The sequence below is a fragment of the Pararhizobium sp. DWP3-4 genome (genome assembly GCF_049898205.1).
Taxonomy (GTDB): Bacteria; Pseudomonadota; Alphaproteobacteria; order Rhizobiales; family Rhizobiaceae; genus Pararhizobium.
On the sequence record NZ_JAFCXF010000002.1, the window covers coordinates 330,591 to 346,202 of the forward strand.

Below are 15,612 nucleotides of genomic sequence, written 5' to 3' on the forward strand. Positions count from 1 at the left end.
CCCACCGCAAACACCACAATCCATTGTGCATGCCGCAGATCACCCCACCCCGGCGCTTTGCGCCGACCCTCCCCCTCAAGGGGAGGGTGAAATGCCGGCGGGCTGCTCGCCGCCATAGGCCCAGTCCAGCAATTCGACCGTGTGCAGGATCGGCATGGATGTGCCGGTGGCGATCTGGGTGATGCAGCCGATATTGCCGGTGGCGATGATGTCGGCCTTGGTCGCCTCGATGTTCTTCACCTTGCGCGCTTTGAGCGTCGCCGAAATTTCCGGCTGCAGGATGTTGTAGGTACCGGCCGAGCCGCAACAGAGATGGCCTTCGGCCGGATCGCGGACGGTGAAGCCGGCATTGCGCAGCAACAGTTTCGGCGCCAGGGTGATCTTCTGGCCGTGCTGCATCGAGCAGGCCGAATGATAGGCGACGATCAGGTTTTTTGGCTCCTGGCGGGGCAGATCGAGCGTCGCCAGATATTCGGTAATGTCCTTGGCCAGAGCCGAGACACGCGCGGCCTTTTGCGCATAGGCCGGATCGAGCCGCAGCATATGGCCGTAATCCTTGATGGTGGTGCCGCAGCCGGACGCGGTGATGATGATGGCATCGAGCCCGCCCGTATCGGCAGCCTTCACCCAGACATCGACATTGCGGCGGGCAGCCGCAAGCGCCTGTTCCTCGCGGCCCATATGGTGCACCAGCGCGCCGCAACAGCCCTCGCCTTGCGGCACCACGACCTCGACGCCGAACCGCGTCAACAGCCGGATGGTTGCCTCGTTGATCCCGGGCTTCAGCACCGGCTGGGCGCAACCGGTGAGAATGGCGACCCGGCCGCGTTTTTCGGTTTGGGCAGCGCGGATGCCGGGCACGGATGCTGCGGATGCCGGGGCTATGTCTGAGGGTGCAAGCTCCAGCATGACGCCGAAGGTTTTGAGGAACGGCACCCGCTTCATCGCCGCCGCGAGCGGCTGACCAAGCCGGGCCGCCTTCAGCGCCAGCCGGAACCGGCCGGGATAGGGCAATACCGCCGCCAGCACGCTGCGCACCAGCCTGTCCTTCAAGGGGCGCTTGTAGGTCTGCTCGATATGGACCCGGGCATGATCGACCAGATGCATGTAATCGACGCCCGACGGACAGGTGGTCATGCAGGCCAGGCACGACAGGCAGCGGTCGATATGGGTGACCACTTCCTCATCCGCCCGGCGGCCGTTTTCCAGCATGTCCTTGATCAGATAAATCCGCCCGCGTGGACTGTCGAGCTCGTTGCCGAGCGTCACATAGGTGGGACAGGTGGCGGTGCAAAAGCCGCAATGTACGCATTTGCGCAGGATCCCCTCGGATTCGGCCACATGCGGATCGGTGAGCTGATCGGGGGTGAAGTTGGTCTGCATCAGGTGGCATTCCCCATGTCTGGCCCCTTATCCGGGGACGCATACCCCCCTCTGTCCCTCCGGGACATCTCCCCCACAAGGGGGGAGATTGGCCGCATGCTTAGTGCCACACCCATAAATGCCTCATGGGAAAGGGATGATCTCCCCCCTTGTGGGGGAGATGTCACGCAGTGACAGAGGGGGGTAGCGCGCCGCATACTCATCATCTCCATCACCCCATTTTCCCCGGATTGAATATCCCCCTGGGATCGAACTTTTCCTTGAGCCGCACCGACAGTGCCGCCACGGAAGCAGGCTCCGGCTCGAAGGCCGGGGTGACCGCGCGAACCGCATCCGACGCTCGCACCAATGTTGCATGGCCACCACCAATGCCCCTGATAAACCGGCGCAGCATATCCGCTTCGGTATCAGCCTCCATACGCAGCCAGACGAGGCCGCCCTGCCAGTCGTAGAAGGCGTCGACTCCAGTTTGCAGCCGCAGCGCGGCGACCAGCTGATGACCTGCGGTTGGGGCGACGGAGACGCGCCAGAGCGGTTTTTGCGTGCCGTCGGCATAGGGTTTGACATCGCGGATATCCCGCCAGAGCTTTTCCGTCGCCTCCTGGTCGAGCATTGTCGCAGGCGCGACCTGAGCGAAGGCGGCCTTGAGTTTTTCGGCCCGGACAGCAACCGAGGCCGGTAGCCCCTCAAGGCGCAGGGCCGTTGCAGCGCCCTCCGGATGGCTGCTGCCGACGAAGCGGTAACGCACACTCTCCGTCAGGTGGGCGGCACCGGACACTTCGACCGGCATGGACAGCGCATGCGCCATGGCAGCGGCGGCCTGCGCATCGTCGAGGCCGAATGCCACGATGGTGGCGGCGGCAGGTGGCAGAGGCAGAACCTTGAACGTGACTTCGGTCAGAAGCCCCAGCGTGCCGTGCGAGCCGCACAGCAGCTTGACCAGATCGAGCCCGGTGACGTTTTTCATCACCCGGCCACCGGATTTGATCACCTCGCCCGCGCCGTTGACGAAACGGATGCCAAGCAGGTGATCGCGGGCGGCACCGGCGGTGATGCGGCGCGGACCGGAGACGTTGGCGGCAAAGACGCCGCCGATGGTCGGCTCGCCGCTGGTGCCCATGACACCACGATGATCCATCGGCTCGAAGGCGAGCATCTGGCGATTGCCGGCAAGTGCTGCCTCGATCTCGCTCATCGGCGTTCCCGCCTTGGCGCTCATGGTCATCTCGGCCGGATTGTAGCTGACGATGCCGGAAAGTTTTCGCGCCGTGAGTACCTGCTCTGCCCGGACGCGGTTTCCAAAGCCCGAGCGTGTTGCACCACCGGTTATCTCCAGCGGCATTCCCGCTCCGGCAGCCTGCCGGATGATATCGGCAGCTTCCATCTCTGATGTCGGTTCGAAGTTCATGCTCATGCGGCCGGGCGTCCTTCCAGCGGAAAGACTTTTGACGGGTTCATGATCCATTGCGGATCGAAGGCGGCGCGCGCGGCCATCTGCTGGTTCAGATCGATCTGGGTGAACTGGTGCAGCATCAGGTCGCGTTTCTCGATGCCGACGCCATGCTCGCCCGTCAGGCAGCCGCCGGCATCGACGCAGAGCCTCAAAATATCGTTGCCTGCGGCTTCGGCGCGGGCGGCGTCTTCCGGATCGTTGATATTGTAGAGGATCAGCGGATGCATGTTGCCGTCTCCGGCATGGAAGACGTTGGCGACGCGCAGGCCGTAGCCGTCGATGATCTCGGCGGTTTTCTTCAGGACATAGGACAGCTGGCTGAGCGGCACGGTGCCATCCATGCAGATATAGTCGGCGATGCGGCCGGTGGCGCCGAAGGCGGATTTTCGGCCTTTCCAGATCAGCGCGGCTTCCGTTGCCGACTGGCTTTCGCGGATGGTGGCGACGCCGTGGCGGCGGGCGATGTCGATGATGCTGGCCAGCATCGCCTCCATCTCTGCTTCCGATCCCTCGACTTCGACGATCAGCAGCGCCTCCACATCCATCGGATACCCAGCCTGCGCGAACGCCTCGCAGATGCCAATGGCCGGCTTGTCCATAAATTCGATGGCAACCGGGATGATGCCGGAACCGATGACTTCGGCGACGCAAGATCCCGCCTCTTCCGACGACATGAAGCCGAACAGCACGGGCCGCGTCCCCTCCGGCTTGGCCAGCAGCCGCACCGTCGCCTCGGTGACGATGCCGAGCTGGCCCTCCGAGCCGCAAACGAGACCGAGCAGGTCATAGCCCGGCGCATCCAGCGCCTTGCCGCCCAACTCGATCACCGTGCCATCGAACAGCACCATCTTGACGCCGAGCAGATTGTTGGTGGTGACGCCATATTTCAGGCAGTGAGCACCGCCGGAATTCATGCCGATATTGCCGCCGATGGTGCAGGCAAGCTGCGAACTCGGATCCGGCGCATAGAAGAAACCATCGGCGGAGACCGCTTCGGAAATGTTGATATTGGTGACACCCGCCTGCACCGTGGCAGAGCGGTTGGCAAAATCGATATCGAGGATGCGCGACATTTTTGACAAGCCGATCACCACCGCATCGGATTGCGGAATGGCGCCGCCCGACAAGGACGTGCCTGCCCCGCGCGGCACGACGGGAATGCCGTAGCGGCTGCAATATTTCAACACGGCCGCCACCTGCGCCGTGGTTTCAGGCAGAGCGACGGCCAGGGGCACCTGGCGATAGGCGATGAAGGCATCCGTCTCGAACGGGACAAGCCCGCGTTTCTCGCTGATCAGGCAGCCGGCGGGCAGGATATCGCCGAGGTCCTCGACGATCTGATGGCGGCGCGCGAGCACGGATGGTTTCGGCTCCAGAAAGGCAATCGTCTCCGGCATATCGGCCTCCCGGCGTAGTCGTCCTGCGGCAAACTTGGCACTTTGCGGCATGATTGGTATTTTTTCTTTACCACTTTCACCATGACGCAGCAAATGCTAATCAGTTTTTCTATTTTCGAAACAATGGTCAAGATTGATGACAAATCTGGGCGATCTTGAGGTGTTCACGCGTGTCGTATCCACCGGCAGTATGTCGGCGGCGGGGCGGGCATTGGGTTTTTCCCCAGCTGTTATTTCCAAACGCATCAAACGGCTGGAAGACCGGCTCGGCACGCGGCTGTTTCAGCGGACCACCCGGCAGATATCGCTCACCGAAGCCGGACAGGGATTTTACGACCGGGTGCTGGGGATCATGGCCGGCATCGAGGAAGCCGAGGCCTTTGCTTCCGGCCGCTCCGGCCAGCCGCAGGGCACGTTGCGCATCACCGCCCCCACCTCCTTTGGCCGCATGCATGTGGCGCCGCATCTCGCCCGCTTCATCGAGGCGCATCCCGATCTCATTTTGAATATCGTGCTCTCCGATGAATTCACCGACATCGTCGCCGAGGGGTTCGACCTTGCCATCCGCATCGGCGAACTCAGCGATTCGACGCTGGTGGCGCGCAAGCTGGTGCCGGTGCGGCGTATCCTCTGCGCTGCCCCCACCTATCTCGCGCGCTACGGCGTGCCGGACACGATCGACGATCTCGGCGAGCATATCTGCCTGCGCCAGCACAATCACGACACCTGGAAGCTGGAAAGCGAGGCGGGTTCGATGAGCTTCAAGCCGCAGGGCCGGCTGATCACCAATTCATCGGAAGTGGTGCGCGAAGCCGTGCTTTCAGGCGCCGGCATCGCATTGCGCTCGACCTGGGATATCGGCAGCGACCTGAAATCAGGAAAGCTGGTGCAGGTCCTGCCCGCCTGGGAAGGCTCCCGCAATCTGTTCGTCTCGGCGCTTTATCCCAGCCGCCAGTTTCTGCCAGCCAAGGTGCGGCTGTTCATCGATTATCTGGCTGGGCTTTACGGACCCGATCCCTACTGGGAACGATAGCTCTCCGGTGGAATACGGTCCCAGAAGCCATGCCTGCGGATATGCTGCCTGCGCAGATCCGCGACATAATCGGCATGCGACATCAAACCGTCATTGCCGCCGGGGCGTTTGGCCAGCGCCGCAAGCCGTGCAAGATAATCGGCGCCGTATCCATAGGCCTCTGACAGGCCCCGGCCGATGATGCGATCAAGCAGGGCACGGTAGAGCGCAGTAGCCGCTGCCGGATAGTCGGCAGCCTCGAAAGCCTCGGCGGCGGGTAGCAGAAACTCGTAGAATTCGCCCTCCCAGACACCCCAGCGGGCAACGACATAGCGTGCCGCCAGATCGAGCCTCCCCCAGGCCAGATAGAAACGCAACGCGGCATGCGGTTCGCGGTGATGCTCGACGAACGCAAAGGCCTTGTCCAGCGCCTCGAATTCCTCGAAATCACCGGCCTTGGCGATATATTCGCGCAAGATCCCGGCATCGAGCCCCTGCTCGAAAATCTTCCAGCGCACGGCTTGCGAAGCGCCACGGTCCTTCATCCCATCGAGAATGGCGGCCTCGATCCTGTCCTTGTCCGGCAATGGTTTTAGCCCGCCGGTGAGGATATCGACACGGCGGGCAAAGCCGATCCGGGACTTGCGGGGCTTGCGCACCCAGATCAGTGCTTCGGCGTTGCGCCCGGCCGTATGGAGCCGCTCGGCGACCACGACCGGTTCGCGCAACGCCTCGGGCAGGCTCTCCTCGATCGCCACATAGGCATCGAGATCGGTGCGGGCATCGGCAATGGCGCGGCGCACATGGACGATGGCCGGCAGAATTGTGGTTCCGGCCGGTATCTTCGTGGCCGCAGCCAGGGTTTCGTCCCAGGCTTTCAGGACGCTGGGCGACAGCGCAGCCGCAATCCGCACCGCCAGCAACGTCTTGACGCCGTGATAGTCCATGCCCTGCAGGCCGGGCGTCAGCAAGGGCGGGATACGCGCCTGCTGATCGACGGGCACGAGCGGTGCCAAACGCCCGGCCGCTTCGCAGGCCTGGACATAGATGTTGGCGATGCGGCCGCTGGAATCGTTGACGCGCTCGGAAATCCCCTCATAGCCGAAGACGAAACGGATCAGCCTTTCCAGTGCCATGCCCGGATCGACGGCGCCGAACTCCTTGACGATGCTGGCCGCAATGCTGTCGAGGTCGTTGCCGAAGGCACGTTCCTTCTGCCAGCGGATGCGCGTGCCCGATTTTTCGAGCGCAGTCAGGCGGCTGTCGATCAGCTTGGCCACGCCAGCGGCACCGCTGATGCCGGCAAGCGCCGCGCTCAGCCGTTTCTTGAAGGATGTGTTGAGGGCCGCCTCATCCAGCGCGATCTCGATCAGCCGTTCCAGACCGAGCGCCGTCAGGCCATCCCGGTCGAGTTTCGCCTTCTTCGCCGCTTTTACCGCTTTTGCCATGGTGTCGCCGGGTCGATTCGTTTCGAATATCCCAAAGGCTTAAAGGCTTTCGCGGTCCTCGTCAGCATGGTGCTTGCGGATGCGCCTGACGACCAGCCACATGGCGAGAACGGCAACCGGCACGAAGATACCGGTCAGCACGCTCGACTTGATCGGAATGCCCTCGCTTTCCAGAGCCTTGGCAATGTAACCGAACAGGCCGACGACATAATAGGAGATCGCGGCAACCGAGAGGCCTTCGACCGTCTGCTGCAGGCGCAGCTGCAGTTTGGCGCGGCGGTCCATCGAATTGAGCAGCACGCTGTTTTGCCGCTCGAGCTCGACATCCACCCAGCTTCTGAGCAGCGCCGTAGCACGGGTGAGTTTTCGCGATAGGTTGGCCTGGCGCTCCTCTACCGACTGGCAGGTGCGCATGGCCGGCGCCAATCTCCGCTCCAGGAAGGTTCCGAGCGTTTCATAGCCCGGCACGCCGGTTTCGATCAGCGAGCGGATGCGTTCCTGGACAATGCCGTAATAGGCGCGGCTGGCGCCGAAACGATAGAGGCTCAGCGCCGCACCGGCTTCGAGTTCGGCGGCCAGAAGGGTGATTTCGGCCAGCATCTCGTCGGCCTTTTCGCGGGCGCTGGTGCGCATCCGCTGGGTGACGCCGGTCAGCCCGTCCTCGATCCGGCGGATATCCGGCGAGAGCGATTGCGCCAGCGGCAGGCCGAGCATCGCCAGCGTGCGATAGGTTTCGATATCGAGCAGCCGCTGGACCAGGGCGCCGGTTCCAGCCTCGGTCATGCCGCGGTCGATGACGAGGATCTGCGTCAGGCCGTCACCGTTCTGACGAAAATCGGTCAGCACCACCGACTGGCCATTCTTGATATCGCTGTAACAGAGGCTGGTCGGGTCGAAGGCGCTCATCGCGGCGCGGGTTTCCTCGGAATCCGGGCGGATTTCCAGCCGGATGCCGGAGATCAGCGTTCCCGGCGGCGAAAAGCCATCGCCGAAGGGATGGGTGGTGACCTCGCCGCCGAACTGGTCGGGAATGACGCCGTCCCAAAAATAGGTCGAGAATTCGGTGTGGCGCTCCCAGCGTAGCGTGCCCTGCCCCCAGGACAGCGCATGATGGCTGGCCTCGCGGCTGGGTGGCGAGACACCCCGTGCACGCGACAATTCGGAGAGAACGGCATGATCGACGGCAGCCCCGCCATCGGTCATGAAGGCGAGCTGGAAAATGACGCGCGGCGACGTCACCAGCGCATATGGACGCGCATGGATCTCGCCCAGCGCCTGGGCGCGGGCCGGAGCCGATGGAAATGCAAAACTGCGTTTGGCCATGAAGCGTTTTCCCCTCTCACGCATCAATCAGAACTGTCTTATCAACAGGATGAGCAAAAGGGAAAGGACGCTTTGACGCAGGCCTGCTTTTGCCCTGGGCCAGACTTGCAACGCCCGGCCTTACAAAGTGGCTAAAGAAATTGACCACTTTCGAGCGGGTGACTAAGTTGACGCCAAGGAGAGCTGCCGTGACCGACGACACCATCGACGCCTTTGCCCGCATCCCGCACAGCCGGACCTCCGGCGAAATCATCCAGCAGATCGAGCTCCTTATCCTCGAAGGCGTTCTGCGCGACAGCGAAAGGCTGCCGAGCGAACGGGACCTGTCGCGCCGTTTCGACGTTTCGCGGCCGATCCTGCGCGAAGCGCTGAAGGAGCTGGAGGCACGTGGGCTGCTGGTCAGCCATCACGGCGGCGGCACGTTTGTCGCCGATGTCATCGGCCAGGTGTTTTCCAAGCCGGTGATCGACCTGATCTCGCGCCACCAGAAGGCGACGCAGGATTATCTCGAATATCGCCGCGAACTGGAGGGCATGACGGCGGAGCTGGCCGCACGCCGCGCCACCCGTTTCGACCGGGACATGCTGACGCGCATCATGGACGAGATGCGGGCGGCGCATCTGTCCGGGTCTGCCGAGGGCGGGCTGAAGACCGATGTCGAACTGCACAGCGCCATCGGCGAATGCGCGCATAACATCATCCTGCTGCACACTCTGCGCGCCTGTTACCGGCTTTTGAGCGGCGGCATCTTCTTCAGCCGCGAGGTGCTGTTTGCAGCACCGGGTGCCGGCGACATGCTGCTTGCCCAGCACGAGGCGATCTATGAGGCGATCATGGCGGGAAACCCGGCGCAGGCGCGTGAAGCCGCCCAAGCCCATATCGATTTCATTATCACCGCCACACGGGATGCCGAACGCTCCGGCGAATGGGCCCGCATATCCCAGCTGAGAATGCAGCAGCGCGACCGGCAGGCTGGCGTCTGAGCGTTATCGGCGGCGGAGAAAAGACATGCCCCCGGACAAATAGGCGCTCTTGTCTCGCCAATGCCGCAAACATGCTCTATAAAGCCGCTACAGGCACATTTTTCTGGCGCAATCTCATTAAATTGCCCGTCTTTCGCGTTGCTGCGCCCTTCATACGGTACGCCGCGATAACTATATGTGCTTCACCAAATCTGCGCGTTTACAGGCCGTATAAAGCGAGCATATTTAAGCGATATTGCAGGCTGAAAATGATTCGTTTTTTGAAAGGATGCCCCGACGTTGAATATTCTGAATCGCATTGTCACTGACGTACGCCTGATGTTCCGCCGTCCGGTGCGAATGCAGTGTGCTGCTCTCTGCTACCGGTTCAAGAAGAAAAGCGCGGCTCCCGAGATGCTTCTGATCACCAGCCGCGACACCGGCCGCTGGGTCATCCCCAAGGGCTGGCCGATGGAAGGCAAGATGTGTCATCAGGCTGCCGAACGCGAGGCGTATGAAGAAGCCGGCGTCAAGGGTGAAACCGGCGCAGAGCGGATCGGCTTCTATATGTACGACAAGGGCATGGATCAGGGCCTCAAGGTCCAGTGCATGGTTCAGGTCTATCCGCTGGTCGTTCTGGATATGCTCAAAAGCTTTCCGGAAAAAGGCAGCCGGAAGATGGAATGGGTGAGCTTTCAGGAAGGCGCCAAGCGGGTGGCCGAACCGATGCTCAAGGATCTCATCCTGAGCTTCGAACAGCGGCTGCTTGGCACGATGAACCCGGCTCAAAAGGCCGTGACGCGATAAACGCTGATATAAATGGATAGAACGACGCGAGGCTTCCCCGATCCTGCTGCGCCGGCCGGTGCTTACCCAAATCTCAGGGTGGCAGACTGAATTGGAGAACAGACGGTGACAAAACCGCGCCCGAGCCTCGAAAAGCCGACCCTCGACAAATACCTGGACAAGGTGACCCTGACGGAGGAAGCAACGCACCATGTGTTGCGGCCGTGGGCCGGTGTCGGCCTCGGGCTTTTGTTCATGCTGGTCAGCATGATTTTCGCGGCTGTCTATGTTTCCGAAGAACCAAAATACCTGATCATCCTCGCCGCCGCAGCCGTCGCCGGTTACATGGCGATGAACATCGGCGCCAATGACGTGACCAACAATGTCGGCGCTGCCGTGGGATCCAAGGCGATCACCATGACGACGGCGTTGATCATTGCCGCCATCTTCGAGATCGCCGGCGCCGTGTTTGCCGGGGGACGCGTCGTTTCAACGATCGAGGCGGGCATTGTCGATGCGGCCCAGATGCCGTCCGGCGAGGCCTTCGTCTGGGTGATGATGGCCGCCCTGATTTCGGCCGCGGTATGGATCAACATCGCCACGTGGTCGGGCGCACCGATTTCGACCACCCACTCGATCGTCGGCGGCATTCTCGGATCCGGCGTTGCGGCGGCCGGGTTTTCCTCGGTCCACTGGGGATCGCTTGCGGGCATAACGGCGAGCTGGACGGTGTCGCCTCTGCTCGGCGGCGGCATAGCCGCGCTGCTTCTGGCTTTCATCAAGACCTTCATCATCTACCGTGAAGACAAGATCAAGGCGGCAGTCTTCTGGACACCGATCCTGCTCGCCGTCATGACGGGATCGTTCGCCACCTATTTCGCCGTGATCGGCATCGAGAAAGTGGCTCATATCGGCATGACCCGGGGTATCCTGATCGGGCTGGCGGTGGCGGTGATGACCATCATTGCCGCCAAGCCCTGGATCGTGCGCCAGGCCCAGGGGCTCGACAACCGCAACCAGTCGCTGCGCAAGCTGTTTCAGATGCCGCTGATCCTGTCGGCAGCACTGCTCTCGTTTGCCCACGGCGCCAATGACGTGTCGAATGCAGTAGGCCCGCTTGCGGCGATCGTTGCCAACGTCAACGGCCTTGCGATCGCGCAAACGACCTATGTGCCGCTTTGGGTGATGCTGATCGGGGCCTTCGGCATTTCCTGCGGCCTGCTTTTGTTCGGCCCCAAACTCATCCGCGTCGTCGGTGAGGAGATCACCAAGCTCAATCCGATGCGCGCCTATTGCGTGGCCCTGGCAACGGCGATCACCGTCATCATTGCCACCTCGCTCGGCCTGCCCGTCTCGACCACGCACACCGCCGTCGGCGCGGTTTTTGGCATCGGCTTCTTCCGGGAATGGTACACCCGCAACTCGAAGCGGCGGCTGGAATATGTGCGTCAGAAAACCGGGCATCTGGACTTCGAACGGCGCGTCCAGCACAGTCCGGAAGAATCGCACCGGCGCCGCCTGGTGCGGCGGTCGCACTTCATGACAATCATCGCTGCCTGGGTTATTACCGTTCCCGTTTCAGCGCTGTTGTCGGCGGCGGTCTACATGGTTTTCGCAGTACTCTTCATCTAAGGACTGATCTATGCGCGCCAACTTCCGCATGCAGCGGCTTTTCATCGACGTGCCGCTGGTAAAGGGGACGATCTACGAAGTCTCGCGGGAGCAATTCAACTATCTCGTCAATGTACTGCGCTTCGAAGCGGGCGACGCCGTGCTCGTCTTCAACGGCCGTGACGGCGAATGGCAGGCGGAACTTTCATTTCCGACCAAGAAACGGCTTTTCCTGACGGCGACCGAACAGGCCCGCCCACAACCGGCGCCGTGCGATCTGCACTATCTGTTTGCGCCACTGAAGGTCGGCAGGCTCGATTATCTCGTGCAGAAGGCCGTGGAGATGGGGGCCGGCCTGTTGCAGCCGGTGATGACCCAGCATGTGCAGGGCAAGATCAGCAATCTCGACCGGGTCCGCGCCAATGTCGTCGAGGCGGCAGAACAGTGCGGCGTTCTCGGCATTCCCGAGGTCGCAGAACCGCGCAGGCTGGAAGACATTCTGACCGGCTGGCCGAAAGACCGCCGGATCATCTTTTGCGACGAGGGCGATAGCGGGCAAAATCCGCTGCCGGTTCTGGCGGCGGTGAAAGAACGCAAATTGGCGCTGCTGATCGGTCCAGAAGGTGGTTTTTCGGACAGCGAACGGTCTTTGCTGCGCAGTCTCGATTTCGTCACGGCCATCCCGCTTGGACCACGAATCCTGCGGGCGGATACGGCGGCTGTGGCAGCGATGGCGGTGATCCAGGCGTCGATCGGCGACTGGCAATAGAAACTGAGCAATTCAAGCCGTTCGAGGTGTTGAAAATTTGATCCGGCCTTGAAACAATTTCACTTGCACCACACCTGAAACCGGTTCAATCACCCTCCTGATGTCTGCCGTCCGGCAGGTCCAGCCCGTTCAAAAGAAGACGCCCATGGCCAGAGACACCACCGACCAGACGCCGGTTACCTCCGTTGCAGACCTGACCGAATATCTGGCAGAGGGCAACAAGCCGGAGGACAAATTCCGCATCGGTACGGAGCACGAGAAATTTGCCTTCTTCAAGGCAGACAACAGCCCGGTTCCCTATTCCGGTGAGGCCAGCATCTCGGCACTCTTGAACGGCATGGCGCAGAAAAGCGGCTGGGAGCCGATCATCGACGCCGGCAACATCATTGGCCTCGCCGAACATTCCGGCCAGGGCGCGATTTCGCTGGAGCCCGGCGGCCAGTTTGAACTGTCTGGCGCGCCGCTCGAAAATCTGCACCAGACCTGCAAGGAATCCAACCGCCATCTGGCCGATCTGCGCGAGATCGCCGAGCCGCTCGGCATCCGCTTTCTCGGCATCGGCGGGAGCCCGAAATGGACGCTGGCGGAAACGCCGCGCATGCCAAAATCGCGGTACGACATCATGAGCCGCTACATGCCGAAGGTCGGCACGCAGGGCCTCGACATGATGTATCGCACCTGTACGATCCAGGTGAACCTCGACTTTTCGTCCGAACAGGACATGCGCCGCAAGATGCAGGTGTCGCTGAAGCTGCAACCGCTGTCGACGGCGCTGTTTGCAAGCTCTCCGTTTACCGACGGCAAGCCGAACGGCCTGCTCTCCTGGCGCGGCGATATCTGGCGCGACACCGACAACCAGCGCGCCGGCGTGCTGCCTAATGTCTTCAACGCCGATTTCGGTTTCGAGGATTACGTCAAATGGGCGCTCGACGTGCCGATGTATTTTGTCGTGCGCGACGGCAAGTATCATGACTGTACCCATGTCACCTTCCGCCAGTTCATGAACGGCGCGCTGAAGGGCGAACTCGCCGACTGGGAGCCCAACATGGGCGACTGGACCAACCATCTCTCGACGCTATTCCCGGATGTGCGCCTGAAGCGCTTCCTCGAAATGCGCGGCGCCGATGGCGGCCCGTGGCGCCGCATCTGTGCGCTGCCGGCCTTCTGGGTCGGCCTGCTCTACGACGGCGCAGCGCTTGACGCTGCCGAAGACCTGACCCGCGACTGGACCTATGAAGACACGCTTGCCATGCGCAATGCGGTTCCGGTACAGGGCCTTTCGGCCACCCATCGCGGTACGTCCCTGTTCGACATTGCCCGCGAAGTGCTGTCGATTTCGCGCCTCGGGCTGAAGAACCGCAATCGGCTGAACGGCGACGACGTCGACGAGAGCATTTTCCTCGCCCCGCTCGACGAAGTGCTGGCCAAGAAAGCGACGCTCGCCGAGGATCTGCTGGCGCTCTACAACGGCCGCTGGAACGGTTCGGTCGAGCCGGTTTTCACCGACTACCAGTATTAAGCGCTAAAAGCGCTTCTTCAGGAAATAACGCGGGATCGCGTTCGGCGCGCCTTCGAGTTTGCCGAATACGCTATAGCCGAGCTTCTCATAGAACGGCCGCGCCTGGAACTCGAACGTATCCAGCCAGATGCCGATATAGCCGCGGGCACGCGCAATCGCTTCTGCTTCCGCAAGCAGGCGCGAGCCCAGCCCTTGGCCGCGATATTCGTCAGGCACTGCCAGATATTTGACGAAGGCCCAGCCGAAGCCATCCATGCCATAAAGACCGCCGACGACCGCCTGCGTGTCCGGATCGCGCAGCAGAATGGCGAAATCCGGCTTCTCCTCGATGACACCGATATGGAGCGCTGCATGCTGCTCCAGCACGGCAAGGATGGCTGCCGCATCCTGCGGGCTGGCATTTTCGGGGATGATTTCGATCATGGGACGTTTCATGCGGTTCCGCTCTCAGCTTCGGCAATGCCGAGGATAGGCGAACACCCGAACGTTGTGGAGCGTGAAATTATCCCCGCATGGACGGCTTTGTCCCGGCTAACAAAAAGCGGTGTTCTCGCGGGTTTTTGCCGTTATAGTGCAGACACATGCGTTGCGCTGCCTGCTGGAGAGGACGAAAAGATGATCCCGCTTTTTGATATGATGATGCAGGCGCAGAATGGCAACGCCATGGATGTGATGGCCAAGCAGTTCGGCCTTGCCCAGGAACAGATGGCCAAGGCGACGGCGGCACTGATGCCGGCCTTTTCCACCGCGCTGAAGCGCAACACTGCCAATCCCTATGATTTCAGTACCTTCCTCGCTGCCATGTCGAACGGCAATTACGCCCAGTATTTCGAGGACATGAACAAGGCCTTCACGCCACAGGGATTGGCTGACGGCAACACTATTCTCAACCAGCTTTTCGGCTCCAAGGACATGCTTCAGGCCGTCTCGGCGCAGGCAGCGCAGATAACCGGCATCGGCCAGGACATCTACAAGCAGATGTTGCCGGTAGTGGCGAGTGCGATCATGGGCGGACTGTTCAAGCAGGCATCCGGACAGATGGGCAGCCCGATGGGGGGAATGGCAAACCCCTTCGCCAATACGCCGATGGAAGCGATGATGAAGCCGTGGCTGGAAGCATCCGGCTTTACCAAGAAGCCGCAGCCGGCAGCCAATCCCTTCGACAATCCCTTCACGCAGGCGATGCAGGGCTTCTTCGGCATGGCCAAGCCTGAGGAAAAACAGCAATCCGCACCGGATATGTTTGCCGCAAATCCTTTTGTGAAGGCTTTTCAGGACATGATGAGCGGAAAGCCGCAAGCGCCCGCCGCATCGGAGCTGGAAAAGAAGCCCGCCGATGCCAATCCGATGGCGCCGTTCACCGACATGTTCAACAGCATGTTCGACAGCGGGCTGGAAGCGCAGAAGGAATACCAGAAGAATATCGACGGGTTGTTCGATACCTACCGGAAGAACACCACGGCTTGAACGTCACTCTGCTGGAAGTTGAAGGTCCAAACCCTCGGCATAGTGGGATAACTGTACCGACAATTCCCGTGCTGCAGCGGCCGAGATCGACACTTGGATCTGGTGCGGTGCCTGATCCGTGTCGTGGTAGATTTCGTGTTCGCGCTGCGAGCGGACATAGCCTACGCGCAATACGATCTGCCCCAGGACCGATGCGACCCCCCATTCGACCAATCCATGGGTCTTCATCTTCCCATCATTATCGAAATTCCATTTACTTGTGTCGGCATTGTTCACTGCAAAACTCCTTGCGGGAGGAAGTCGTGTAGCTACAATACGTTGAGCCTACCTAATGTTCCATCAGCCTTAAGAAGTAAGCAGGAGGTACGCGCGCTATCCGCAGATCGCGACAGGAGATGGCGCCCGCAAACTCGCCCTGAGAGTTTCGCCCAACCCACCCATTCTCTCACCAGACCCGGAAAAGAAAAAGCCCGGTACCGGGT

At 61.4% G+C, this 15,612-nt stretch carries 14 protein-coding genes; 7 read left to right on the forward strand and 7 right to left on the reverse strand.

Annotated features, from left to right (window positions below; all coding sequences use genetic code 11):
* Nucleotides 1–75 precede the first annotated feature (75 nt).
* The 3 genes from glcF to ACP7E6_RS06790 all read right to left on the reverse strand — a co-directional run bounded on the left by glcF (nucleotide 76) and on the right by ACP7E6_RS06790 (nucleotide 4,233).
* A complete protein-coding gene (gene glcF / locus ACP7E6_RS06780; protein WP_426228968.1) occupies nucleotides 76–1,383 on the reverse strand; it encodes a glycolate oxidase subunit GlcF in 1,308 nt (435 codons plus the stop codon).
* A 211-nt stretch (nucleotides 1,384–1,594) separates the two neighbouring features.
* Nucleotides 1,595–2,797 (reverse strand): glycolate oxidase subunit GlcE, encoded by a 1,203-nt coding sequence (gene glcE, locus ACP7E6_RS06785; RefSeq protein WP_426228969.1) that lies wholly within the window; start codon nucleotides 2,795–2,797, stop codon nucleotides 1,595–1,597.
* A complete protein-coding gene (locus tag ACP7E6_RS06790) occupies nucleotides 2,794–4,233 on the reverse strand; it encodes an FAD-linked oxidase C-terminal domain-containing protein (protein WP_426228970.1) in 1,440 nt (479 codons plus the stop codon). The genes glcE and ACP7E6_RS06790 overlap by 4 nt, the downstream gene beginning before the upstream one ends.
* Before the next feature lie 136 nt (nucleotides 4,234–4,369).
* Here ACP7E6_RS06790 and ACP7E6_RS06795 point away from each other — a divergent pair, with 136 nt between their 5' ends.
* Entirely contained in the window at nucleotides 4,370–5,266 is an 897-nt protein-coding gene (locus tag ACP7E6_RS06795) for a LysR family transcriptional regulator (protein WP_426228971.1), read from the forward strand.
* Here the strand turns inward: ACP7E6_RS06795 and ACP7E6_RS06800 are convergent.
* On the reverse strand, nucleotides 5,251–6,693 hold the full coding sequence (locus ACP7E6_RS06800; RefSeq protein ID WP_426228972.1) for a DUF6880 family protein: 1,443 nt from the start codon (nucleotides 6,691–6,693) through the stop codon (nucleotides 5,251–5,253). The two genes, ACP7E6_RS06795 and ACP7E6_RS06800, sit on opposite strands and share 16 nt — an antisense overlap.
* 39 nt (nucleotides 6,694–6,732) lie before the next feature.
* Nucleotides 6,733–8,016 carry a DUF3422 family protein gene (locus ACP7E6_RS06805; protein WP_426228973.1) on the reverse strand — a complete coding sequence of 428 codons (1,284 nt, stop codon included), beginning with the start codon at nucleotides 8,014–8,016 and terminating at the stop codon, nucleotides 6,733–6,735.
* A 188-nt stretch (nucleotides 8,017–8,204) separates the two neighbouring features.
* Between ACP7E6_RS06805 and ACP7E6_RS06810 the strand changes: the two genes are divergently transcribed.
* From ACP7E6_RS06810 to ACP7E6_RS06830, 5 genes are all read left to right on the forward strand, one after another.
* Nucleotides 8,205–8,999 (forward strand): FadR/GntR family transcriptional regulator, encoded by a 795-nt coding sequence (locus ACP7E6_RS06810; RefSeq protein ID WP_426228974.1) that lies wholly within the window; start codon nucleotides 8,205–8,207, stop codon nucleotides 8,997–8,999.
* 279 nt (nucleotides 9,000–9,278) lie between these two features.
* Nucleotides 9,279–9,785 (forward strand): NUDIX hydrolase, encoded by a 507-nt coding sequence (locus tag ACP7E6_RS06815; RefSeq protein WP_426228975.1) that lies wholly within the window; start codon nucleotides 9,279–9,281, stop codon nucleotides 9,783–9,785.
* A gap of 105 nt (nucleotides 9,786–9,890) precedes the next feature.
* Nucleotides 9,891–11,396 carry an inorganic phosphate transporter gene (locus ACP7E6_RS06820; RefSeq protein WP_426228976.1) on the forward strand — a complete coding sequence of 502 codons (1,506 nt, stop codon included), beginning with the start codon at nucleotides 9,891–9,893 and terminating at the stop codon, nucleotides 11,394–11,396.
* 10 nt (nucleotides 11,397–11,406) lie between these two features.
* Complete coding sequence (locus tag ACP7E6_RS06825) at nucleotides 11,407–12,144, forward strand: 16S rRNA (uracil(1498)-N(3))-methyltransferase (protein ID WP_426228977.1); 738 nt, start codon at nucleotides 11,407–11,409, stop codon at nucleotides 12,142–12,144.
* Nucleotides 12,145–12,289: 145 nt separating this feature from the next.
* On the forward strand, nucleotides 12,290–13,663 hold the full coding sequence (locus ACP7E6_RS06830) for a glutamate--cysteine ligase (protein WP_426228978.1): 1,374 nt from the start codon (nucleotides 12,290–12,292) through the stop codon (nucleotides 13,661–13,663).
* Between the two features lie 3 nt (nucleotides 13,664–13,666).
* On the opposite strand, the gene ACP7E6_RS06835 is transcribed toward ACP7E6_RS06830, so the two are convergent.
* Nucleotides 13,667–14,086, reverse strand: coding sequence for a GNAT family N-acetyltransferase (locus tag ACP7E6_RS06835; RefSeq protein WP_426228979.1), 420 nt, complete (start codon nucleotides 14,084–14,086; stop codon nucleotides 13,667–13,669).
* A 192-nt stretch (nucleotides 14,087–14,278) separates the two neighbouring features.
* Here ACP7E6_RS06835 and ACP7E6_RS06840 point away from each other — a divergent pair, with 192 nt between their 5' ends.
* The gene (locus ACP7E6_RS06840) at nucleotides 14,279–15,130 is read left to right on the forward strand and encodes a DUF937 domain-containing protein (RefSeq protein WP_426228980.1); all 852 of its coding nucleotides are present in this window, start codon (nucleotides 14,279–14,281) and stop codon (nucleotides 15,128–15,130) included.
* Between the two features lie 3 nt (nucleotides 15,131–15,133).
* On the opposite strand, the gene ACP7E6_RS06845 is transcribed toward ACP7E6_RS06840, so the two are convergent.
* On the reverse strand, nucleotides 15,134–15,406 hold the full coding sequence (locus tag ACP7E6_RS06845; protein ID WP_426228981.1) for a hypothetical protein: 273 nt from the start codon (nucleotides 15,404–15,406) through the stop codon (nucleotides 15,134–15,136).
* Between the last annotated feature and the right edge of the window lie 206 nt (nucleotides 15,407–15,612).

Coding starts and splice junctions, on each gene's coding strand:
- ACP7E6_RS06835 (WP_426228979.1), bottom strand. CDS start 14,086: ATGATCGAAATCATCCCCGAAAATGCCAGCCCGCAGGATGCGGCAGCC.
- ACP7E6_RS06790 (WP_426228970.1), bottom strand. CDS start 4,233: ATGCCGGAGACGATTGCCTTTCTGGAGCCGAAACCATCCGTGCTCGCG.
- ACP7E6_RS06825 (WP_426228977.1), top strand. CDS start 11,407: ATGCGCGCCAACTTCCGCATGCAGCGGCTTTTCATCGACGTGCCGCTG.
- ACP7E6_RS06840 (WP_426228980.1), top strand. CDS start 14,279: ATGATCCCGCTTTTTGATATGATGATGCAGGCGCAGAATGGCAACGCC.
- ACP7E6_RS06830 (WP_426228978.1), top strand. CDS start 12,290: ATGGCCAGAGACACCACCGACCAGACGCCGGTTACCTCCGTTGCAGAC.
- ACP7E6_RS06795 (WP_426228971.1), top strand. CDS start 4,370: ATGACAAATCTGGGCGATCTTGAGGTGTTCACGCGTGTCGTATCCACC.
- ACP7E6_RS06805 (WP_426228973.1), bottom strand. CDS start 8,016: ATGGCCAAACGCAGTTTTGCATTTCCATCGGCTCCGGCCCGCGCCCAG.
- ACP7E6_RS06800 (WP_426228972.1), bottom strand. CDS start 6,693: ATGGCAAAAGCGGTAAAAGCGGCGAAGAAGGCGAAACTCGACCGGGAT.
- glcE (WP_426228969.1), bottom strand. CDS start 2,797: ATGAGCATGAACTTCGAACCGACATCAGAGATGGAAGCTGCCGATATC.
- glcF (WP_426228968.1), bottom strand. CDS start 1,383: ATGCAGACCAACTTCACCCCCGATCAGCTCACCGATCCGCATGTGGCC.